Source organism: Acuticoccus sp. I52.16.1 (genome assembly GCF_022865125.1).
GTDB lineage: Bacteria > Pseudomonadota > Alphaproteobacteria > Rhizobiales > Amorphaceae > Acuticoccus.
The window spans coordinates 3160374-3181625 of record NZ_CP094828.1; the positions used below are offsets into that span (position 1 = coordinate 3160374).

The window sequence follows — 21252 nt, forward strand, 5'->3', positions numbered from 1 at the left end:
GACACATACGCGCCACGCTGCGTTTACGCGGCCCGTCTTTCCTCATCGGATCGTTCGTCATGTATACCCAATCCGCAAAGCCTGCGGAGATCGAAAAGCAGTGGGTGGTGATCGACGCCACCAATCTGGTGGTGGGTCGCCTCGCCTCGCAGATCGCGCTTCGTCTCCGCGGCAAGAACAAGCCGTACTTCACGCCGCACGTGGACTGCGGTGACAATGTCATCGTCATCAATGCCGACAAGGTGGTCTTCACCGGCCGCAAGATCGAGCAGCAGGTGTACTACAAGCACACCGGCTACCCGGGCGGCATCAAAGAGCGCACCGCCAAGCAGATCCTCGAAGGCCGCTTCCCCGAGCGCGTCCTCGAGGCGGCCGTGAAGCGCATGATGCCTCGCGGCCCGCTCGGCCGTCAGCAGATGAAGAACCTCCGCGTCTACGCCGGTCCCGAGCATCCCCACGAGGCGCAGCAGCCCGTGACGGTCGACCTCGGCGCGCAGAACAAGAAGAATGTGAGGACCTGGTGAGCGATACCACCGTTTCGTCCCTCGAGGACCTTGGCTCCGCCATCGGTCAGGACGCGGCCCCGGAAGAGACCTCCGGCCCGGTCCACGTCCAGAAGCTCGACCAGTTCGGCCGCGCCTATGCCACCGGCAAGCGCAAGGACGCCGTCGCCCGCGTGTGGGTGAAGCCGGGCACCGGGCGCATCATCGTCTGCGGCAAGTCGTACGAGGAATACTTCGCGCGCCCCGTGCTGCAGATGGTCATCCGCCAGCCGCTCCTCGTCGCCCAGCGCGACGGCCAGTTCGACATCATGTGCACCGTCTCCGGCGGTGGTCTGTCGGGCCAGGCGGGCGCGGTGCGTCACGGCATCTCCAAGGCGCTGACCCACTACGAGCCGGGCCTGCGTCCGGTCCTGAAGCGCGTCGGCTTCCTGACCCGCGACTCGCGCGTCGTCGAGCGTAAGAAGTACGGCCGCCGCAAGGCCCGCCGTTCGTTCCAGTTCTCGAAGCGCTGACGCCAAGCGGGCCGGACCGTGGTGGACCCTGTCCCCTCCGTCCGGCTCGATCACTACCGCCCCGGCGCGATCGGAGACGTGGTGCGCCTGCACGGCGCCTACTACGCCCCGGCCTGGGGCTTCGGTCCGCGCTTCGAGGCGGACGTGGCGGCGGGGCTCGGCGCCTTCGTCGCGCGGATGGACCCGGAGCGCGACCTCTTCCTCACCGCCTGGACGGGCGATCGGCTGGCCGGTTCCGCCAGCCTCGACGCCACCGGGTTCGGTGACGAGGGGCCGCGCCTGCGCTGGTTCATCGTCTCCGACACGGCCCGCGGCACGGGCGTCGGCCGCAGGCTCCTCTCGCACACGCTGGCCTTTGCCGACGCGCGCGGCTATAGCCTCGTGTGGCTGACGACGTTCGCGGGGCTCGACGCCGCGCGGCACCTCTACGAGAGCCACGGCTTCCGCCTGGTGGCCGAGACGGGTGAGGACACATGGCACGGCAACGTGGGAGAGCAGCGCTTCGAGCGCCGGGCCGGCGACGAAGCCGCCGCGGCTGAGACGCCGCAGGCCTGACCCGGCCGCCCCGCAGGCACGCCCGACGGCTGCCACGGGCGCATCCCCGGACGCCGCCCCGCTTTCGCGGGCGCATCGCCGTCCTATCTTGCCTCCGAGTTCCGCCCTCCCGGGCCCAATTCCGATCGAGACCCGCCCATGACCCTCAACGTCGCGATCTACGGCGCTTCCGGCTACACCGGCGCCGAGCTTCTGCGCCTCCTGATACCGCATCCGGACGTTACCGTGACCGCGCTGTCGGCCGAGTCGAACGCCGGCAAGCCGATGGCATCGGTCTTCCCGCAGCTCGCCGCCTATGACCTGCCGACGCTGACCACCATCGCCGACCTCGACCTCGCGCCGGTGGACGTCCTCTTCTGCGCCTTGCCGCACGGCACCACGCAGACCTCGCTCAAGGCCGCACTCGAGGCCAAGCCCGAGCTGAAGGTGGTCGACCTCTCGGCCGACTTCCGCCTGTCGGACCCGGCGATGTACGCCCACTGGTACGGCCACGCCCACCAGGCCGAGGCGCTCCAGACCGAAGCGGTCTACGGCCTCACCGAGATCCACCGCGCCGCGGTCGCCAAGGCGCGCCTCGTCGGCAACCCCGGCTGCTACACCACCACCGCGCTGCTGCCGCTGGTGCCGCTGGTCAGCGCCGGCGTGATCGAGACGGACACCATCGTCATCGACGCCAAGTCCGGCGTCACCGGGGCGGGGCGGGCGGCCAAGGTCGGCACGCTCTTCGCGGAGGTGTCCGAGGGCTTCCACGCCTACTCGGTCGGGAACCACCGCCACACCGCCGAGCTGGACCAGGAGCTCTCCCTCGCCGCCGGCGCCGACGTCGCACCGACCTTCACGCCGCACCTCGTGCCGATGAACCGCGGCATCTACGCGACGATCTACGTCGACGGCGACCCGAAGACGGTCCATGGCGCGCTCGCCGAGCGTTACGCCGACGAGTTCTTCGTCACCGTGCTCCCCTTCGGCGAAGTGCCGCAGTCGCGCCATGTGCGGGGCACGAACTTCACCCGTATCGGCGTGGTGGCCGATCGGCGGGCGGGGCGCACGATCGTCATCTCCACGCTGGACAACCTCGTCAAAGGCGCCTCCGGCCAGGCGGTGCAGAACATGAACGTCATGTGCGGGCTCGACGAGGCGACCGGCCTCGAGCAGCTGGCGATGTTCCCCTGACCGCGCTCGGCCGGGGCCCGCGCCCGGCCGTGCCCTGCGACCGATCGGCCCGCAGGGAACCGCTCGGCCGGCGCGCCGGTTTGATGGGTCATGCAGAACTATAGCGCCTCCGACCCCGTGGCCGTCGACCGGCGGGCCGCCCAACCGGACGACAACGCGTTCAGCCGCGTCTCGCAGCGGCTGGCGCACTCGGAAGTCGGCGTCACGGCACTGTCGCTGGGCGAGTCGACCGTGGTGCCGATCCCGCTCGAGGCGGTGATCTTGCCGTTGATGCTCGCCTGGCCGCGCCGTTCGTGGGCGATCGCGACGGCCGCGCTCGTCGGCGCCCTGATCGGCGCGTCGCTGTTCTATGCCGTCGGCAACCTGCTGTTCGAGCCCGTCGTGCAGCCGCTGCTGCAACGCTTCGGGCTGGAGGCGACCTACCAGTCGACGCTCGACGACCTGTCGCAGGGCGGCTATTTCTGGACCGTCTTTCTCATCTCGGTCGGCCCCGCGCCGCTGCAACTGGCGACACTCGGTGCCGGCGCGTCCGAACTCGGCTTCTTGACCTTCTTCGCCGCGATCACCGCCAGCCGGGCGATCCGCTACTTCGGCCTGGCGCTGCTGTGCCGCCTCCTGGGCGAGCGCATCAAGCGCTACCGCGTCCCCAAGTGGGTCACGCTGCTGGCCTCGCTCGCCTTCCTGGTCGCCTTCTGGCTGGTCTTCTCGTTCCTCGTCTAGGTGCGGCGGGGGCCCGTGCCGGCCGCCTCAGAACCGCATCTTCACGTAGCGGCCCGGCGCCGGCTCGATCGCGTTGAAGACGCCGCCGCCGGGCGGCCGCGCCTCCACCGTCTCGCCGGAGCGGTGCTCGCCGAGCCATGTGTGCCACAGCGGCCACCACGAGCCTTTGACCTCCTGGGCGGACTGGATCCAGTCCTCCAGCGAGCCGCTCATGTCGCCGTCGATCCAGACCTGGTACTTGTTCTTGGCCGGCGGGTTGACGATGCCGGCGATGTGGCCGGACCCGGTGAGGACGAATTTCGCCTCGCCGCCCAGCAGCTTGTTGCCGGTGTAGACCGACAGCGCCGGGGCGATATGGTCCTCCTTGGTGGCGACGTTGAAGACCGGCACGTTGATGTTGGCCGGCGACAGCTTCAGCCCGTCGACCTCCAGCTCACCCTTGGCGAAGAGGTTGTCGAGGTAGAAGTTGCGCAGGTAGTATTTGTGGTTCGCCGCCGGCATCCGCGTCGCGTCGGAGTTCCAGAACAGCAGATCGAAGGGGAAGGGGTCCTTGCCCTTGATATAGTTGTTGACGACGTAGGGCCAGATCAGGTCGTTGGCGCGCAGCATGTTGAACGCCGTCGCCATCGAGGACCCTTCCAGGTATCCCTTGGCGTCCATCTTGCGCTCCAGCGTCGCCAGCTGGTCACGGTCGACGAAGATCTTCAGATCGCCGGCGTGGGTGAAGTCGATCTGTGCGGTGAGGAAGGTCGCGGTGTTGATCCGCCGGTCCCCCATCCGCGCCATGTAGGCGAGCGTCATCGCCAGCAGCGTGCCGCCCACGCAGTAGCCGACGATGTCGATCTTCTCGGTGCCCGCCGCCTTGGAGACGTGGTCGACCCCCAACAAAATCCCCTCGCGCATGTAGCTGACGAAATCGTGGTGGGCGAGGCTCTCGTCCGGGTTGACCCACGACAGCACGAACACCGTGTGCCCCTGCTCGGTCAGCCACTTGATCATCGACTTCTCGGTGTTGAGGTCGAGGATGTAGAACTTGTTGATCCACGGCGGGACGATGAAGATCGGCTCCTTCGCCACCGTCTCGGTCGCCGCCTTGTACTGGATGAGCTGCGCCACGCGGCTCTCCGCGATCACGTCGCCCGGTGTGACCGCGACGTTGACGCCCACCTCGAACTTGTCCGGGTCGGACTGTCGCAGCCGCAGCTCGCCTTTGCCGCGGGCGACGTCCTCGGCCAGCATCTTCATGCCGTGGGCGAGGTTTTCGCCCGACCGGCTCGCCGTCTCGCGCAGGAGCTCGGGGTTGGTGAAGATGAAGTTGGAGGGCGAGAGGGCCGCCGAGAGCTGCTTGACGTAGAACGCCGCCTTGGCGCGCGTGTGCTCGTCGAGGTCGTCGGTCTCGTCGACGAGGCTCTGCGCCCAGCGCGTGGTGATGAGGTAGCCCTGCTTGATGAAGTCGAAGAACTGGACCGCGGTCCAGTCCTTGTCGGAAAAGCGCTTGTCGCCGGGTTCGGGGGTGGCGACGGGCTCGGCCTCCTCGCCGGCCATGCGGCGCATCGCGTTGGCGTAGAGCGCGGTCCAGTCCCGCGTCAGGCGCGCCTGCGCCTCGAACGCGCGGGTCGGATCGGCCATCCAATAGTGGGAGACGCGCGACAAGGTGCGGATCCACTCCGCGATCTCGTCGCTGCGATCGTTCTTGATCTCGCCCTGCTGCATCGGGGCGACGTAGGCCGCGATCGCCTCGTTGGCGTGGCCCAGCATGAGGGTGAGGTTCTTGGCGAACTCTTCCGGATTCTCGACGATATAGTTCAGCACTGGATCCCGCGGTGTGTCGCTCACATCACGAACTGCCATCTCCGAGCTCCTCCGCAATCACTAATTAACCGCCCGTTCTTTCTTTTATACCTCAGTCATGGGACGTCAGGGCTCGGTTGCCAACAGGGCGGGCCGAAAAAGGGCGCCGGATCGCGGCGCAGGGTTACCGAATTTCGCCGGTGTGGGGTGGGTGCGTGAGGGCTCTGGGGCGTTGGTCCGTGCTAATGGCGGGTTTGGCCGTGTCGGGCTGCACGATGGACCCGGCCGCGCCGCTGATCCCGCTGCCGCAGCGGCCTGCGACGGTGCTTCCGTCCGAGGCCCCGGCGCAGACGGCCGACGGCTTCCCCAACATCCTCGCCGACCCCGCCTCGGTGCCCGGTCTGCCGCGCGAGCCGAAGGGGGTCGAGGCGGCCAAGCAGATGGTCGCCGCCGAGGGGGCGGCCTCGCGCGCCCGCACCGCCCGGATCGACCGGTCGAGCTTCGCCGGCGACCTCACCGCCCGCGCCGCCACGCAGCGCGAGGAGATGCGCCGGCGGATCGAGGCGTCGAGCAGCGCGGCGGGGACCTCCGTCGCGCCCTCCAACCCCGAGGAGGTGCGCAACCGCATCGCCTCCGGCAGCAAGCGCGGGGCCGGCGCCGCCGCCCAGCCCGGCGCAAGCCCCGAGCCGCAGGTTGACGCGGGCCGCCCGCTCGACCCCGGTGCCGCGCCGCCACGCTCGGTGGGGCCCGAGCCATTCTCCGGCGCGCCAGTTGCGCCGCCACGGTAGGACGCTGTATTTCGCATCAAACGTTCGGAGTTGTCGCGATGCCACCGGTGCAAGAATTCCATAAGATCCGCCGGCTTCCACCCTATGTGTTCGAGGAGGTGAACCGCCTCAAGGCGGGCGCACGCGCCAACGGGGCCGATATCATCGACCTCGGCATGGGCAACCCGGACCTGCCGACCCCGCAGGCGATCTGCGACAAGCTGGTCGAGACGGTCTCCAAGCCGCGCACCAACCGCTACTCCGCCTCCAAGGGCATTCCGGGCCTGCGCCGCGCCCAGGCCGCCTACTACGATCGCCGCTTCGGCGTGAAGCTCGACCCGGACACCGAGGTCGTCGCGACGCTCGGCTCCAAGGAGGGCTTCGCCAACATGGCGCAGGCGATCACCGCGCCCGGCGACGTGGTGCTGACGCCCAACCCGTCCTACCCCATTCACGCCTTCGGCTTCCTGATGGCCGGCGGCTCCACCCGTTCGATCCCGGCCGAGCCGGGCGAGGAGTTCTTCCGCGCGCTGGAGCGGGCGGTGGTCCATTCCGTGCCCAAGCCGATCGCGATGGTCCTGTGCTACCCGTCCAATCCGGGCGCCCACATAGCCGACCTCGAGTTCTACAAAGAGGTGGTGAAGTTCGCCAAGAAGCACGACATCTGGGTGCTGTCGGATCTCGCCTACTCGGAGATCTACTTCGACGGCACGCCGCCCCCCTCGGTCCTCCAGGTGGAGGGCGCGAAGGAGATCGCGGTCGAGTTCACCTCGATGTCGAAGACGTTCTCGATGCCGGGTTGGCGCATGGGCTTTGCGGTCGGCAATCCGCGGCTCATCGCGGCGCTGGCGCGGGTCAAGTCCTACCTCGACTATGGCGCCTTTACGCCGATTCAGGTGGCCGCGACCGCCGCGCTCAACGGCGGCGACGAGTGCATCTCCGAGGTGCGCGACGTCTACCGCAAGCGCCGCGACGCGCTGGTCGACTCGTTCGCGCGGGCCGGGTGGGAGATCCCCTCGCCGCAGGCGTCGATGTTCGCCTGGGCGCCGATTCCGCCGCAGCTCGCCCATCTCGGCTCGTTGCAGTTCGCCAAGGAGCTTCTGGAGGAGGCGTCGGTCGCCGTGGCGCCGGGCATCGGCTTCGGCGAGCACGGCGACGGGCATGTGCGGATCGCCCTGGTGGAGAACGAGCAGCGCATCCGCCAGGCCGCGCGCAGCGTGAAGAAGTTCCTGGACCGGCGGCACAACGTGGTGCCGATGTCGGCCACGCGCTGAGCGACGGCCGCCCGCCCCCGCGGCCGCTCCGGCGGTCCCGGGCGGGCGGCGCTTCTCCGTGCCTTCCCCCGTCCGCTCCTTCCAGGGCCGCGCGCTCGCCCCCGCGACCGTTCGCGTGCCCGGTGCCACGATCACGCCGGCGTCGATCGACCCCGCCGCCGCGACGTTCGTCGGTGCCGTCTACGGTGCGGAGGGCGGGCTGGTGCCGGCCTCGCTGCGGCCGGCATGGCTCGGCCACTTTCGCCCCGTCGACCCGCTGAGCATCGACCGCGCCGCGCCCGCTGCCGCGCATCACGCCGAGGCGATCTTCGCCGGACACGTCTTCCACGACTGGGGCCACTTCCTGTTCGAGACGCTGAGCACCGCCTGGGCCGGGCCGACGCTGCCCGACTGCCCGGTGCTCTTCGCCCCCTTCGCGCGGCCGGCCGGCGCCGGCACCATCCGCCAGCGCCTGCTTACCTGGGCCGGGCTCCTGGACGCGGCGGGGTGGGGCACGCGCCCGCTGCTGGCGCTGGGCGACACCACGCGGGTCGACGTCCTGCACGTCCCCGAGCGGTTGAGCGTCTTCGGCGCGCCGTTTCGCCAGCCGGCGATGCACCCGGTGCTGCGCGAGGTCTACGCCCGCATCGTCGCCCGCTTCGGCGAGGCGGGGCCGCGGGTGCCGATGGTGGCGCGCCGCCCCGCCGGCCACGGCCGCCTGCACCCCCAGGAAGAGCGGTTCTACGCCGTGATGGCGGAGCACGGCTTTCGCATCGTCGACGGTGCGGCGCTGGCGCCGGAGGCCCAAGTGGCGCTGTTCTCGCGCGCGTCGGTGCTGGCGGGGTTCTCCGGCAGCAACCTGCACAACAGCGTCTTCGCCCCGCCCGGCACGCCGGTGCTGGAGATCACCGACAGTCGCAGCCATGGCCGTCCGGAGCGGCGCAACCGCACCCAGCTGGCGATCTGCGACCTTCTGGAGCAGCCCTACCGCATCCTTGACGGCTTCGGCGGCGCCCCGCCGGGCGAGCCGATCGCTGCCGAGGCGCTGGTCGCCGCCGCGCGCGACGCGGCACAACCGGCGTCTTTCTGAGACGGACCACTGGCCTTCCCGGCGGGAATGGGTTTTGTGTCGCCCCACGACGAACCCCGTGATCCGAAGAAGGTGTCCGTGACCGAAACGCTCAAAATCGCCATCGCCGGCCTTGGGACGGTCGGCGCGTCCACCATTCGGCTCCTCCAGGCCGAGCCGACGCACGGCGGCTCCGGGCGCACGATCGAGGTGGTCGCGGTCTCCGCGCGCGACCGCTCGCGCGACCGCGGCGTCGACCTCGCCGGCATGACCTGGTTCGACGACCCGGTCGAGATGGCCGAGAGTCCCGCCGACGTCTTCGTCGAGCTGATCGGCGGTGCGGGCGGCGCGGCGCTCGCCTCGGTCGAGGCGGCGCTGCGGTCGGGCAAGGCCGTCGTCACCGCCAACAAGGCGCTGCTGGCCGAGCACGGCATGCGCCTCGTCGCGATGGCCGAGGCGGCGGGCGTCCCGCTCCTCTACGAGGCCGCCGTCGCTGGGGCGATCCCGGCGATCCGCACCGTGCGCGACGGGCTGGCGGGCGTGCCGATCGCCTCCGTGCTCGGCATCATGAACGGCACCTGCAACTACATCCTGACGCGGATGGAGACCGACGGCATCGCCTTCGAGGAATGCCTCGCCGACGCGCAGCGTCTCGGCTACGCCGAAGCCGATCCGACATTCGACGTCGACGGGTTCGACACCGCCCACAAGCTCGCCATCCTCGCCTCGATCGCCTTCACCACCGAGATCGACGCCGAGGCGATGAACATCGAGGGGATCCGCGGCATCGAGCCGGCGGACATCGCCGCGGCGGCGGAACTGGGCTTCCGCATCAAGCTCCTCGGCATCGCGACGATGAGCGAGGACGGCGTCGACCAGCGCGTGCACCCGACGATGGTGCCGCGCGGCTCCGCGCTTGCCGAGACGTCGGGCGTCACCAACGCGGTGTCGATCCGCGGGCCGGCGTTCGGCGAGATGGTGCTGTCCGGTCCAGGTGCGGGCGGCTCGGCGACCGCCTCGGCGGTGCTGTCGGACCTGACCGACCTCGCCCGCGGCCTCGCCCCGCCGCCGCTGGGGCGCCCGTCGTCCTCGCTGAAGCCGTTCCAGAAGCCGCAGGCCGGCGGCCATCACGGCGCCTTCTACGTGCGCCTGCCGATCGCCGACCGGGCCGGCGCCTTCGCCGCGCTCGCCAAGCACATGGCGGTCGAGCACATCAGCCTGGAGCAGATCGTCCAGAAGACGCCGCACCGGCCCGAGCATCTCCCCCCGCTCGAGCAGCAGACGGTGATCCTCGTGACCTACCCGACCGACGAGGCCGCGCTCGCCCGCGCGCTGAAGGCGATCGAGGCGGAGGGCATCGTGGTGCGCGCGCCGCACGTCATCCGCATCGCGCAGACGCTGTAGGCGCGGGCGCCGAACTAGTACGCCCGGCCGAGCCTGCGGCGCAGCGGGCCGAGTGCCCAGGCGAGGCCCGCCCGCGGGCGGTGCCGGCTCAGCACATGGCGCGGCACCGTCTGCATGCTGGCCTGGGGCAGCGTCGCCCGCTCGACTGAGGCGTTGATGGCGCCGATGCGCTCGATCAACGCGTCGATCACCCCATGGTCGAAATCGGCGTCGACGATGCGCCGCACGTCGCGCCTGTAGTGCGTGTGGACGACGAAGATCGTGCCCGAAATCACGCCGCCGTACATCAGCCGGTAGTTGAAGTTCTGCGACAGCGGCCATAGCGCCGGTTTCAGCTTCAACAGCGCATTGACGAGGGGCGGCTGGTCCATCGCTCCCGGCCCGTTGCGCTCCAGCGCCAAGGCGTAGGCCTCGCCCCACCGCTCCGACAGCGGCCCCGCGAACTCGCCGCGGATGAACAGGACGCCCGAGTTGAGCGCGTAGTAGCGCCGGCCCTCCTTGGCGACGGCGTCCTCCATCGTCACGATTTCTTCGCGATGGTAGGGCATGTGGACCCCGGCGAGATCGAAGGGGCCGAACTCGAACACCCGGCTGATGTCGCCGTAGATGATCGTGTCCGTGTCGAGGAAGATGCAATCGGCGCCCGCCATGGTGCCGATGGAGCGGATCTTGAACGCTTTGGGCGCCACGTCGCCGTGGAGGGGCACCACGTCGCTGAACGGAAAGCCCGGCCGCCGGGCCAGCATCTCGGCAAGGTCGGGCCGGCTCGTCAGAAGGCGGATCGGCTTGTCGGTGAACCGGCGCAGCGAACGGGCGGAGACGAGGGCTTCGGCAGTGTAGACCGGCGGCGCGTCCGGCCGGTCGAAGGCGCTGTAGATGAACATGGGTCCGCTCGCGCAAGTTTTCGCAGTGCAAAAGGCGTGTTCGATCCTGCGCGGCCGCGCAGGGTCAGTTCCTCAACGCTCCAGACGTGGGAGAGATCCGGCGCTGATCGGGCGTTGTTGTGGCGAAAATTCACTTTTCCGGCCGGGCGCTGCCGGAGTGAGCAGCATGCAAGGCGTTGAGGCACTTGATGTGTTCGCTAACGATTGCACCAAGCCCAACAACGCGTCACAAGGATGTCCTTCCGAGGAGCGGAGACGACAGTAGGCTCATGTCTGAAGATACAACGCCGCAAGGGGCGCTCGACCGCGTTCTGACCGTCGAGGTTATGCGTGTGACCGAACGTGCTGCGGTGGCCGCGGCACGCTTGCGCGGGCGCGGCGACGAGAAAGCGGCCGATCAGGCCGCCGTCGACGCGATGCGGCGCGAACTCAACCGCCTCGCCATCGAGGGCATCGTGGTGATCGGCGAGGGTGAGCGCGACGAAGCCCCCATGCTCTACATCGGCGAGGCCGTCGGCTCCGGCGGCAAGCGCGTCGACATCGCGCTCGATCCGCTCGAGGGCACGACGCTGTGCGCCAAGGATATGCCGAACTCGATCGCCACCTTGGCGCTCGCCTCAGGCGGCGCGCTCCTCAACGCGCCCGACGTCTACATGCAGAAGATCGCGATCGGCCCCGGTTACCCGGACGGCCTCGTCGAACTCGACATGCCGCCGGAGGAGGTGATCCGCCGCGTGGCCAAGGAGAAGGGCGTGCCGCCCGCGGAGATCACCGCGTGCGTGCTCGACCGGCCGCGCCACGCGCAGCTGATCGCCGAACTGCGCGGCACGGGTGCGGCGGTCCGCCTCATCTCGGACGGGGACGTCGCCGGCGTCATCAACACGACGAACCCGCTGGAGTCGGGCATCGACCTCTACATCGGCATCGGCGCGGCGCCCGAGGGCGTGCTCGCCGCGGCGGCGCTGCGCTGCGTCGGCGGCCAGATGCAGGGCCGCCTCATCCTCGACAACGAGGAGCGCCGTACCCGCGCCGAGAAGATGGGCATCTCCGACCCGGAAAAGATCTACACCCACGAGGAGATGGCGCAGGGCGACGTCTACTTCTCGGCGACCGGCGTGACCGACGGCAATCTCGTGCGCGGGGTGCGCTTCCATCCCGAATATATCGAGACCGAGACCATCGTGATGCGCTCGCTGCACGGGACCGTGCGCACCATCAAGGCGCGCCATACCGACTTCTCGAAGTTCCTGCACGCCTGATCCGCTCGGTCGGGCGGGCAATTCGCGCGGCGCTGGCCCTTCTCGCGGGCCTCGCCGTCGCGCTGGCGATCGCCGGGGGGCTCGCGCTGGTGGGCTCGCGCATCATCCTCCCCGGCGCGGACGTGGGCGAGGGGCCGACCGTACGAACGGTCTACCTCGTCACCAGCCCCATCCATGCCGACATCGTCGTGCCGGTGGCCGACGATGTCGCCGATTGGCGCCCGCTGCTGCGTTCGGCCGCCTTCGCCGGCTCCCGCGCCGAGCGTGACCTCATGGCCGATGCCGCCTCGCACGTCGCCTTGGGGTGGGGCTCCGAGGCGTTCTATCTCAACGTCCGGAAACTGGCGGACCTGCGACCCGGCCACGTCCTCGACGCACTGTGGGACGACGGGGTCGTGCACCTCACCGTGCTCGGCGACCCGGCCGGCATCCCCGGCGCCGTCGCGCTGCGATTGAGCGACACCGGCTACCGGCGGCTGGTGGCCGGGCTCGACGCCGCGTTGGCGCGCGACGGCGGGGCGCCGGTGCCGTTGCCGGGGCGGGCCTATGGTCCGGCGGATGGCTTTTTCGCGGCGGTGCCCCAGTATTCTGTGCTGAGAACATGCAACGTCTGGGTCGCTGCGCTGCTGCGGCGGGCCGGGCTCGCGATGCCGTTGTGGTCGCCCTTCGTGTCGGGGCTCGCCCGCGCCGCGAAGGAGAGTGCCGCGCAATGACCGACCCCTTCAACGCCTTCGTCGACCGGGTCGCCGCTCCGGGACCGGGGCCGCGCCTGGCCGTGAAGGACATGATCGCGGTGGCAGGCCTGAAGCAGACTGCCGGCCTGCCGGTGCGCGCCGAGCGCCGTGCGACGCAGGACGCAGCCGTCGTCGCGCGGCTGCGCCGGGCGGGGTACGCGGTGGTGGGCACCACGGCGACGGACGGTGCCGGCTTCGGCACGATGACCGCGGAGGTCGTCAACCCGCGCCACCCGGAGCGCGCGGTCGGTGGGTCCAGCGGCGGATCGGCCGCGGCGGTGGCCGGCGGGCTCGCCGACGTGGGTCTCGGCACCGACACCGGCGGCTCGGTGCGCATTCCCGCCGCCTATTGCGACCTCGTCGCCTTCAAGCCGACCAACGAGCGCGGCGCGATGGAGGGCATCCTGCCGCTGTCGCCGCGGTTCGACGTCGTCGGTGCCATGGCGCGCACCTTCGGCGATCTGGCGCCGGCCCTGCCGCATCTGGTGGACCGCTGGGCCGAGGCGGGCGATGCCGCGCCGCGCGTCGCGTTCGCCGCCGACGAGCTGGCCGACGTGGACCCTCCCGTCGCCGCCGCCTTCGCGCCCATATGCGCGCGGCTGGGCGCGGTGCCGCTCGGCAATCCGGCGTCCTATCGCACCGCCGCGATCGCCCACTCGGACCTCGTCTGCGCCGACGGGCTGAGCGTGCACCGGGCGGACTGGGCCGCCGCGCCCGACCGTTTCCCGCCGGTGACCGCCGGCGGTCTCGCCTATGCCGAGACGCTGTCGGAGGCGCATCTCGCCGAGGCGCGGGAGGTGTGCGACGCGGCGCGGGAGGCATGGCGCGCCGCGATGGCCCCGGACATGGTGCTGCTCCTGCCGACCTTGCCGATGGCGCCGGCGGACCGGGGCGCGCAGAACGCCACCGTGCGCGGCGAGACGCTGCCGATCACCAACGCCAACATCCGTCTGACCGAGATGTTCAACATCGCCGGACTGCCGGTGGTGGTGGCGCCGGTGGAGGGGCTGTCGGTCCAGTTCGTGGGCGCGGCAGGGCGCGACGAGTGGCTGTTCGCGACCGTTCGGCGGCTCGTCGAGCGGCTTCGGCGCCGTTAGGCGGCGCGGCGGACGGCGGCGCTGATCTCGGCGACGTCGACGACGGTGATGTCGGCCCGCGGAACGCCGCGGAAGGCGCCGTGCGCGACCTCGACGGCGATGTTGACCGTGGCGCCTCGCGCGGCACGCAGGCGGTCGCCGACGGGACCGGCGGGGCGGAACAGCATCGCCTCGATCGGCGGGCCGGCGCGGCCCGAAAGGCGCAGCTTCAGCGATTCGCCCGTGCCGACCTTCATCACATGGTCGATATAGGCGCCGTCGAGCGCGATGACGGGCTTGGGCCGGCCGGCGCCCCACGGGCCGTGCTCGGTCAAGAGGCGGGCGAGCGGTTCGTCGAGGGCGCCGGGGGCGGCGATGGCGTCGATCTTCAGGGTGTCGCGCAGGACCGCCTCGCGCACGGCGGGGCCGAGCCGTTCGGTCAGCCATGCCGTCAGCGCTTCGATCCGCTCGGGCGCCACGGTCAGGCCGGCCGCCATCGCGTGTCCGCCGCCCTTGAGCAGGAGCCCGGCGGCGGCCGCCTCGCGGATTGCCGCGCCGAGGTCAACGCCGGAGATCGAGCGGCCCGACCCGGTGCCCGCCTCGTCGCCGAGGCCGATGGCGAGGGCCGGCTTGCGGAACCGCTCCTTGAGCCGTGCCGCCACCAGGCCGACGACGCCCGGATGCCAGCGCCCGGCGACCACGATCACCGCAGCGTCCTCGTCGACCAGCGCCGTGGCCTCGGCGAGGGCGGCGGTCTCGAGGCTGCGGCGCTCGCGGTTGAGGCGATCGAGCTCGGTGGCGATCGCTTCGGTCTCGGCCGGATCGTCGGACGTCAGCAGTCGGGCGCCGAGGCCGGACCGGCCGATGCGCCCGCCCGCGTTGATCCGGGGGCCGAGGACGAAACCGAGGTGCCCCGCATCCACCGGACCGGAGAGCTTGGAGACGGTCGTCAGCGCCGCCAGCCCCAGGTTCTCGCGCCGCCGCAGCGCCACCAGGCCGCGGGTGACGAAGGCGCGGTTGAGCGGCGACAGCGGCACCACGTCCGCCACGGTGCCCAGCGCGACGCAGTCGAGCAGCGGCATGAGGCTGGGCTCGGTGCGCCCCTCGAACCGGCCGCGGCGGCGCATCTCGCGCATCAGCCCCACCATGACGATGAAGGCGACGCCCACGGCCGCGCAGTCGGACAGGCCCGAGAGGTCGTCCGGCCGGTTCGGGTTGACGATGTGGTCGGCCGGGGCGAGCGCCGTCACCGGGTGATGGTCGATCACCAGGACGGTCATGCCGCGGGCCTTGGCGGCGGCCACCGGCTCGATCGCGCCGGCGCCGCAGTCGAGGCAGAGGAGGACGTCGGTTCCCTCGTCGGCCAGCGCCTCCATGGCGGGGATCGAGGGGCCGTATCCATCGGTGATGCGGTCGGGGATGACGATCCGCGGCGTGACGGCGAGGTGGGCGAGCGTGCGCGCGACGACGGCGGCGGACGTCGCGCCGTCGACGTCGTAGTCGGCGAAGAGGACGATGCGCTCACCGCGGTCGATGGCGTCGGCGAGGCGGGCGACCAGCGCGTCGCAAGCGGTGAGGGTGGACGGGTCCGGCATCAGCTCGCGGATGGTCGGCGTCAGCTCGCGCCCGGCATTGTCGAGATCGACGCCGCGGCCGGCGAGCACCCGTGCGACGATCTCCGGCAGGGTATGGCGCTGGGCGAGCGCCATTGCGGTGCGCTCGCCGCGTTCGTCGAGCCGGCGCATCCAGCGACGGCCGGACAGCGATTGATCGACACCGAGGACGGAGGTTTCAGACACGGGGACACTCTGGACGCAGGACGCCTCGACCATCACCCGATGCGAGACCTTTTCCATTACCCAATCGTTAAGATCCCCGACTTCCGACCCCGTATCGCGCAAAGGTGTGGATTGCCGTGCGCGAAGCCAGAGCGCGGTTGACGCCGCCGACAGACCGCGACGCGTCGTCAGCAAGGCCGCCGTGCGGGCCTGCGCAGCGGCCAAGGCGTTGGCGGTGAAGGGGTTTGCCGCGCCCGCCTTGCCGCCGCTCACCGCGCCGCCGGGGCTGGGGGCGTGCGCCGTGGCCGGGGCGGGCTCCCGGTCGGCCGTCGCCGGCGGGGCATGCTCCACCGTCCAGTCGATATAAGCGGCGGCGTCCGGCGCGTTTTCGTTCATTGGGCGTACACGGGCATGCTACTAATCCTCGCGACCATGCACCTCGTAAGGATCATAGCCGCCGTGACGTTCCTGGCCCAGGCCGGGACGCTCGTCCTGTGGGACGCGGCGCCGGCGGCGGCCCAGGCGGGGTGTTTGTCGCAGAGCCAGCAGCGCCAGGCGGTCAGCTCCGGCCAGGCGGTGCGGCCGGGGCAGATCGGACGCAAGCTGGGCGGCAAGGTATTGCGGCTCAACCTGTGCGAAGGGGCGGGCGGGCTGACGTGGCGCGTCACCGTCCTGCAGGGCGACGGGCGGGTGGTCGACCGGGTGGTCGACGCGCGCAGCGGCCAGCCCATCCGCTGAGGCGGGAACATCGAGCGGCGCGGCTCTCGGGGCGCGCCTTGGAGGGGGTGAGGAGAAGCGTATGCGTGTGCTCGTCGTGGAAGACGATCGCGATCTCAATCGTCAACTGTGCGACGCGCTCAAGGCCGGCGGCTATGCGGTGGACGCCGCGTTCGACGGCGAGGAGGGGCACTTCCTCGGCGATACCGAGCCCTACGACGTCGCCATCCTGGACCTCGGCCTGCCGGAGCTCGACGGCATCTCGGTGCTGGAGCGGTGGCGCAAGAACGCGCGGCGCATGCCCGTGCTGGTGCTGACCGCCCGCGACCGCTGGAGCGACAAGGTCGCCGGCATCGACGCGGGCGCCGACGATTACGTCACCAAGCCGTTCCACATGGAGGAGATCATGGCGCGCGTGCGGGCGCTGATCCGCCGCGCCGCCGGCAACGCCTCTAACGACTACGTCTGCGGTCCGGTGGAGCTCGATGCGCGGGCGAGCCGGGTGACGGTGGACGGCACGCTCATCAAGCTGACCTCGCACGAGTACCGGGTGCTCGCCTACCTGATGATGCACCAGGGCCGGATCGTGTCGCGCACCGAGCTGACCGAGCACCTCTACGACCAGGACTTCGACCGCGATTCCAACACCATCGAGGTGTTCATCGGCCGCCTGCGCAAGAAGCTCGGCGCCGATATCATCGAGACGGTGCGGGGCCTGGGCTACCGCGTGTCGGAGCCGGGCGCGGCCGACTGAGCGCCCGGCGTGAGGCGCGCGGCATGAGGATCTGGCCCAAGTCGCTGTCGGCGCGGCTGCTGCTCACGTCCCTGACGTGGGCGACCTTCGCGCTGGTGGCGACGGGCATCGTCCTCGTCTCGGCGTTTCGCACCACCGTCGAGGCGCGGTTCGACGATACCCTCAACGTCTACCTCGCGATGCTGATCGCCCAGCTCTCCGAGCAGGACGACGACCGCTATGGCGGCATCCCGCCGGACCTCGGCGAGCCGCGCTTCGTGCTGCCGCTGTCGGGCTGGTACTGGATGGTGGTCGACAGCGCGACGGGGGAGGTGGTGCAGACCTCCGAATCGCTCGCCGGCGACGTGATCGACATGCCGGAGGGGTTCGAGACGAACGTCGGCTACGCGGCGCCGCACCAGGGGTACGGGCAGGGGCCGACGGGTGATGCGCAGCGCCTCATCGCCCGCCGCGTCGCCTTCGCCGATGGGCAGTGGGTGATGGTCGTCGTGAGCGGTGCGGCCTCCACCATCGCCGCCGACACCGCCTCCTTCACGACGCGCCTGGCGCTCTATCTCGGCTCGTTCGCGATGGTGCTGGTGGCGGTGACGTTCATCCATTGGCGGATCAGCCTGCGCCCGCTGCGCCAGCTCGGCCAGGAATTGGAGGCGGTGCGCCAAGGCCGCGTGCAGCACGTCAGCACCAAGTTCCCGACCGAGATCGCCCCGGTCGCCGATGCGCTCAACACGCTGATCGATTCCAACCACGCCACTCTGGAGCGCGCGCGCCGGCACGTCGGCAACCTGGCGCACGCGCTCAAGACGCCGCTCAGCGTGCTCCTCAACGATGCCGGCAACGCACCGGAGCCGCTGCCGCGATCGGTGCGCGAGCAGGTTCACACCATGCAACGCCAGGTGCGCTACTACCTCGACCGGGCCCAGATGGCCGCGCAGGACCGCTTCATCGGCACCACGACCGACGTCGGCCCCGTGCTGGAACGGCTGCACCGGGCGATGGCGCGGTTGGCCGAACCGCGCGGCATCGCGGTGACGCTGGAGCAGCCCAAGGGCATCCAGTTCGCCGGTGAACAGCAGGACCTGGAGGAGGTCGTCGGCAATCTGGTCGACAACGGCCTGAAGTGGGCGGACCGCGAGGTGATGATCCGCGTGCGCCCCAGCGACGAGGCGCTCGCGGGCGCCGCCTTCAAGCGCTCCTTCGTGATCGAGATCGTCGACGACGGGCCGGGCCTTTCGGAGAGCGAACGCAGCGAGGTCGTCTCGCGCGGCAAGCGTCTCGACCAGACGAAGCCGGGCAGCGGGCTGGGTCTTTCCATCGTCGCCGAGCTGATCGAGCTTTATGGCGGTAGACTGGACCTCGGCCGAGCCGATATGGGTGGGCTGCGCGTGACGGTGCTGCTGCCGCGGGCCTGAGTCGTCGCGGCCGGTGCCACTGCGTCGCCGCAATGGTGAACGTCTTCGTTGACGAGAGGCGGTGCAGGGTCTTAGGCACACCGTCTAAGGGTGTGGATCCATGTTCGAAAAGACCTACGACGCGGCGTCGATCGAGCCGCGCATTCGCGAAGTTTGGCAAGAGGCCGACGCGTTCCGTGCCGGCGCGGGGGCGGGGAGGGATGCGCAGACCTTCTGCATCGTCATTCCGCCGCCGAACGTGACGGGCTCGCTCCACATGGGGCACGCCCTCAACAACACGCTCCAGGACGTGATGGTCCGCTTCGAGCGGATGCGCGGCAAGGACGTCCTGTGGCAGCCCGGCACCGACCACGCCGGCATCGCGACGCAGATGGTCGTCGAGCGTCAGCTCGCCGCCAACGGTGAGCCGACGCGCCGCGAGATGGGCCGCGAGGCGTTCCTGGATCGCGTCTGGGCGTGGAAGGCGGAGTCGGGCGGGGCCATCAAAGGCCAGCTCGACAGGCTGGGCGCGTCCTGCGACTGGTCGCGCGACCGCTTCACCATGGACGCGGGCCTCTCGGAGGCGGTGCTCACCGTCTTCGTCCGCCTGCACAAGCAGGGGCTGATCTACCGCGACAAGCGCCTGGTCAACTGGGACCCGAAGTTCCTGACCGCGATCTCCGATCTCGAGGTCGAGTCCAAGGAAGTGAAGGGGACGCTGACCCACTTCCGCTATCCGCTGGAAGGCGTGACGTTCGACCCGGAAGACCCGTCCACCTACATCGTCGTCGCCACCACGCGGCCCGAGACGATGCTGGGCGACACCGCCGTCGCCGTCCACCCGGAGGACGAGCGCTACGCCCACCTCATCGGCAAGAACGTCGTCCTGCCGCTGGTCGGCCGCCGCATCCCGATCGTCGGCGATACATACTCCGACCCGGAGAAGGGCTCGGGTGCGGTGAAGATCACCCCGGCGCACGACTTCAACGACTTTGAGGTCGGCAAGCGCCACAAGCTTCCCGTCATCAACATCTTCGACGAGCAGGCCGCCGTCCTCCTGGAGGGCAATGCCGACTTCGCCGCCGGCCTCGACCCGGCGACAGTCGCCGCCCTGGTCGACGAGCTGCACGGCGAGGACCGCTTCGCCGCGCGCAAGGCCATCGTCGCCAAGATGGAAGAGGGCGGCTTCGTCGAGAAGATCGAAGACAACGTTCACATGGTGCCCTACGGCGACCGGTCGGGCGTCGCCATCGAGCCGTTCCTGACCGACCAGTGGTACGTCAACGCCAAGCGTCTCGCCGGCCCGGCGATGGACGCGGTCAACGAGGGCAAGACCAAGTTCGTCCCCGCCAACTGGTCGAAGACCTATTTCGACTGGATGGAGAACATCCAGCCCTGGTGCGTGTCGCGCCAGCTCTGGTGGGGCCACCAGATCCCGGCATGGTACGGGCCGGACGGCAAGATCTACGTCGAGCGCTCCGAGGCCGACGTCGCCCGCACCGCGACGATCCACTACGGCACGCCGATCCGCTTCGCCCCGCGCGCCGAAGCGCTGGCCGCCTGGGAAGCCGGCACCGAGGGGGAGACGCTCCTCTACCGCGACGAGGACGTGCTCGACACGTGGTTCTCCTCGGCGCTGTGGCCGTTCTCCACGCTCGGCTGGCCCGAGCGCACGCCGGAGCTGCGGAAATACTACCCGACCAGCGTCCTCTCGACCGGGTTCGACATCATCTTCTTCTGGGTCGCCCGGATGATGATGATGGGCATGCACTTCCTCAACCAGGTGCCGTTCGACACCGTCTACATCCACGCCCTCGTCCGCGACGAGAAGGGCGCCAAGATGTCGAAGTCGAAGGGCAACGTCGTCGACCCGCTGGAGCTGATGGACGAGTTCGGCGCCGACGCGCTGCGCTTCACCCTCGCCGCGATGGCCGCCCAGGGCCGCGACGTGAAGATCGCCAAGGCGCGCGTCCAGGGCTACCGCAACTTCGCCACCAAGCTCTGGAACGCCACCCGCTTCGCCGACATGAACGAGTGCCGCATCGACCCGGCGTTCGACCCGGCGGACGCGCAGGGCACCCTGTCGCGCTGGGTGCTGACCGAGGCGAACCGCACCGCCGGCGACGTCACCCGCGCGATCGAGGCCTACCGCTTCAACGACGCGGCGGCGGCGATCTACCGCTTCACCTGGAACACCTTCTGCGACTGGTTCCTGGAACTCGCCAAGCCCGGCCTGATCGGCCAGAACGAGGACGAAAAGAAAGAGCTGCGCGCGGTGACGGCCCACGTCATCGACCAGATCCTCGTCATGCTGCACCCGTTCATGCCGTTCATCACCGAAGAGCTTTGGGCGATCACGGCCGAACAGTCCGGCATCGAGCGTGAGACGCTGCTGATCCACACCCCCTGGCCCACCGGCGGGTTCGAGGACGGCACGGCGGCCGACGAGATCAACTTCGTCGTCGACCTCGTCGCCGCGGTGCGCTCGCTGCGGTCCGAATCCAACGTCCCGGCGGCGACCGAGGCGGAGGTCGTGGTCGTCGGCGGCTCGCGCGCGCAGGAGGGCTGGCTCGCCTCGCACGACGCCGCCATCCGCCGCCTCGCCCGCGCCTCGGAACTGAAGGTGTCCGACATCGCGCCGCCCAACTCCGCGCAGTCGGTGGTCGGCGACGTCGTCGTCTGCCTGCCGCTCGCCGGTCTCGTCGACCTCGCGGCAGAGCGCGCGCGCCTCGCCAAGGAGCTGAAGCGGCTGGAGTCGGACGTCGCCAAGATCGACGGGCGGCTTTCCAATCCGAAGTTCCTCGAGAAGGCCGACGCCGACACCATCGACGAGCAGCGCGAGAAGCGCGGCGATGCAGAGGCCAAGCTGGAGAAGCTGCGGGCCGCGATCGGCCGCCTGGAACCGGTGGACTGAC

At 70.3% G+C, this 21252-nt stretch carries 19 protein-coding genes; 16 read left to right on the plus strand and 3 right to left on the minus strand.

All coding sequences use genetic code 11. The features are described from left to right. Positions 1-59 precede the first annotated feature (59 nt). From rplM to MRB58_RS14385, 5 genes are all read left to right on the plus strand, one after another. A complete protein-coding gene (gene rplM, locus MRB58_RS14365; RefSeq protein ID WP_244777812.1) occupies positions 60-524 on the plus strand; it encodes a 50S ribosomal protein L13 in 465 nt (154 codons plus the stop codon). Next, positions 521-1015, plus strand: a complete 495-nt coding sequence (gene rpsI, locus MRB58_RS14370; RefSeq protein WP_244777813.1) for a 30S ribosomal protein S9 — start codon at positions 521-523, stop codon at positions 1013-1015. Before rplM ends, rpsI begins: the two co-directional genes overlap by 4 nt. An 18-nt stretch (positions 1016-1033) precedes the next feature. After that, on the plus strand, positions 1034-1570 hold the full coding sequence (locus MRB58_RS14375) for a GNAT family N-acetyltransferase (RefSeq protein ID WP_244777814.1): 537 nt from the start codon (positions 1034-1036) through the stop codon (positions 1568-1570). A gap of 138 nt (positions 1571-1708) precedes the next feature. Beyond that, positions 1709-2743: an N-acetyl-gamma-glutamyl-phosphate reductase gene (gene argC / locus MRB58_RS14380; protein WP_244777815.1), complete on the plus strand. Its 1035-nt coding sequence runs from the start codon at positions 1709-1711 to the stop codon at positions 2741-2743. Between the two features lie 90 nt (positions 2744-2833). Continuing rightward, positions 2834-3463, plus strand: coding sequence for a YqaA family protein (locus tag MRB58_RS14385; RefSeq protein WP_244777816.1), 630 nt, complete (start codon positions 2834-2836; stop codon positions 3461-3463). Between the two features lie 27 nt (positions 3464-3490). Here MRB58_RS14385 and MRB58_RS14390 read toward each other — a convergent pair whose 3' ends face one another. Further along, positions 3491-5314, minus strand: coding sequence for an alpha/beta hydrolase (locus MRB58_RS14390; RefSeq protein WP_244777817.1), 1824 nt, complete (start codon positions 5312-5314; stop codon positions 3491-3493). Between the two features lie 185 nt (positions 5315-5499). Between MRB58_RS14390 and MRB58_RS14395 the strand changes: the two genes are divergently transcribed. The 4 genes from MRB58_RS14395 to MRB58_RS14410 all read left to right on the plus strand — a co-directional run bounded on the left by MRB58_RS14395 (position 5500) and on the right by MRB58_RS14410 (position 9747). Beyond that, complete coding sequence (locus MRB58_RS14395; protein WP_244777818.1) at positions 5500-6042, plus strand: hypothetical protein; 543 nt, start codon at positions 5500-5502, stop codon at positions 6040-6042. 47 nt (positions 6043-6089) lie between these two features. Continuing rightward, positions 6090-7295, plus strand: a complete 1206-nt coding sequence (locus tag MRB58_RS14400) for an LL-diaminopimelate aminotransferase (protein ID WP_244777819.1) — start codon at positions 6090-6092, stop codon at positions 7293-7295. A gap of 58 nt (positions 7296-7353) precedes the next feature. Then, positions 7354-8364, plus strand: coding sequence for a DUF563 domain-containing protein (locus tag MRB58_RS14405; protein ID WP_244777820.1), 1011 nt, complete (start codon positions 7354-7356; stop codon positions 8362-8364). A 78-nt stretch (positions 8365-8442) separates the two neighbouring features. Beyond that, positions 8443-9747, plus strand: coding sequence for a homoserine dehydrogenase (locus MRB58_RS14410; RefSeq protein ID WP_244777821.1), 1305 nt, complete (start codon positions 8443-8445; stop codon positions 9745-9747). A 14-nt stretch (positions 9748-9761) separates the two neighbouring features. On the opposite strand, the gene MRB58_RS14415 is transcribed toward MRB58_RS14410, so the two are convergent. Further along, positions 9762-10631: a hypothetical protein gene (locus tag MRB58_RS14415; RefSeq protein ID WP_244777822.1), complete on the minus strand. Its 870-nt coding sequence runs from the start codon at positions 10629-10631 to the stop codon at positions 9762-9764. Positions 10632-10900: 269 nt separating this feature from the next. On the opposite strand from MRB58_RS14415, the gene glpX reads away from it, so the two are divergent. The 3 genes from glpX to MRB58_RS14430 all read left to right on the plus strand — a co-directional run bounded on the left by glpX (position 10901) and on the right by MRB58_RS14430 (position 13721). Beyond that, the gene (gene glpX / locus MRB58_RS14420; protein ID WP_244777823.1) at positions 10901-11890 is read left to right on the plus strand and encodes a class II fructose-bisphosphatase; all 990 of its coding nucleotides are present in this window, start codon (positions 10901-10903) and stop codon (positions 11888-11890) included. A gap of 89 nt (positions 11891-11979) precedes the next feature. Then, positions 11980-12603 (plus strand): TIGR02117 family protein, encoded by a 624-nt coding sequence (locus MRB58_RS14425; RefSeq protein WP_244777824.1) that lies wholly within the window; start codon positions 11980-11982, stop codon positions 12601-12603. Then, positions 12600-13721, plus strand: coding sequence for an amidase family protein (locus MRB58_RS14430; RefSeq protein ID WP_244777825.1), 1122 nt, complete (start codon positions 12600-12602; stop codon positions 13719-13721). The genes MRB58_RS14425 and MRB58_RS14430 overlap by 4 nt, the downstream gene beginning before the upstream one ends. Here the strand turns inward: MRB58_RS14430 and recJ are convergent. Beyond that, on the minus strand, positions 13718-15556 hold the full coding sequence (recJ, locus tag MRB58_RS14435; RefSeq protein WP_244777826.1) for a single-stranded-DNA-specific exonuclease RecJ: 1839 nt from the start codon (positions 15554-15556) through the stop codon (positions 13718-13720). The genes MRB58_RS14430 and recJ overlap by 4 nt on opposite strands. Before the next feature lie 381 nt (positions 15557-15937). On the opposite strand from recJ, the gene MRB58_RS14440 reads away from it, so the two are divergent. The 4 genes from MRB58_RS14440 (at position 15938) to MRB58_RS14455 (ending at position 21251) form a co-directional block, all read left to right on the plus strand. After that, positions 15938-16216, plus strand: coding sequence for a PepSY domain-containing protein (locus tag MRB58_RS14440; RefSeq protein WP_244777827.1), 279 nt, complete (start codon positions 15938-15940; stop codon positions 16214-16216). 61 nt (positions 16217-16277) lie between these two features. Further along, complete coding sequence (locus tag MRB58_RS14445) at positions 16278-16949, plus strand: response regulator transcription factor (protein ID WP_244777828.1); 672 nt, start codon at positions 16278-16280, stop codon at positions 16947-16949. A 23-nt stretch (positions 16950-16972) separates the two neighbouring features. After that, positions 16973-18358: an ATP-binding protein gene (locus MRB58_RS14450; RefSeq protein ID WP_244777829.1), complete on the plus strand. Its 1386-nt coding sequence runs from the start codon at positions 16973-16975 to the stop codon at positions 18356-18358. Between the two features lie 100 nt (positions 18359-18458). Then, positions 18459-21251 carry a valine--tRNA ligase gene (locus tag MRB58_RS14455; protein ID WP_244777830.1) on the plus strand — a complete coding sequence of 931 codons (2793 nt, stop codon included), beginning with the start codon at positions 18459-18461 and terminating at the stop codon, positions 21249-21251. Position 21252: the final 1 nt, after the last annotated feature.

Bases quoted from the DNA above. Each gene is read 5' to 3' on its own strand.
- rplM (WP_244777812.1), top strand. From the start codon at position 60: ATGTATACCCAATCCGCAAAGCCTGCGGAGATCGAAAAGCAGTGGGTG.
- argC (WP_244777815.1), top strand. From the start codon at position 1,709: ATGACCCTCAACGTCGCGATCTACGGCGCTTCCGGCTACACCGGCGCC.
- MRB58_RS14385 (WP_244777816.1), top strand. From the start codon at position 2,834: ATGCAGAACTATAGCGCCTCCGACCCCGTGGCCGTCGACCGGCGGGCC.
- MRB58_RS14390 (WP_244777817.1), bottom strand. From the start codon at position 5,314: ATGGCAGTTCGTGATGTGAGCGACACACCGCGGGATCCAGTGCTGAAC.
- MRB58_RS14395 (WP_244777818.1), top strand. From the start codon at position 5,500: ATGGCGGGTTTGGCCGTGTCGGGCTGCACGATGGACCCGGCCGCGCCG.
- MRB58_RS14415 (WP_244777822.1), bottom strand. From the start codon at position 10,631: ATGTTCATCTACAGCGCCTTCGACCGGCCGGACGCGCCGCCGGTCTAC.
- glpX (WP_244777823.1), top strand. From the start codon at position 10,901: ATGTCTGAAGATACAACGCCGCAAGGGGCGCTCGACCGCGTTCTGACC.
- MRB58_RS14430 (WP_244777825.1), top strand. From the start codon at position 12,600: ATGACCGACCCCTTCAACGCCTTCGTCGACCGGGTCGCCGCTCCGGGA.
- recJ (WP_244777826.1), bottom strand. From the start codon at position 15,556: ATGGAAAAGGTCTCGCATCGGGTGATGGTCGAGGCGTCCTGCGTCCAG.
- MRB58_RS14445 (WP_244777828.1), top strand. From the start codon at position 16,278: ATGCGTGTGCTCGTCGTGGAAGACGATCGCGATCTCAATCGTCAACTG.
- MRB58_RS14450 (WP_244777829.1), top strand. From the start codon at position 16,973: ATGAGGATCTGGCCCAAGTCGCTGTCGGCGCGGCTGCTGCTCACGTCC.
- MRB58_RS14455 (WP_244777830.1), top strand. From the start codon at position 18,459: ATGTTCGAAAAGACCTACGACGCGGCGTCGATCGAGCCGCGCATTCGC.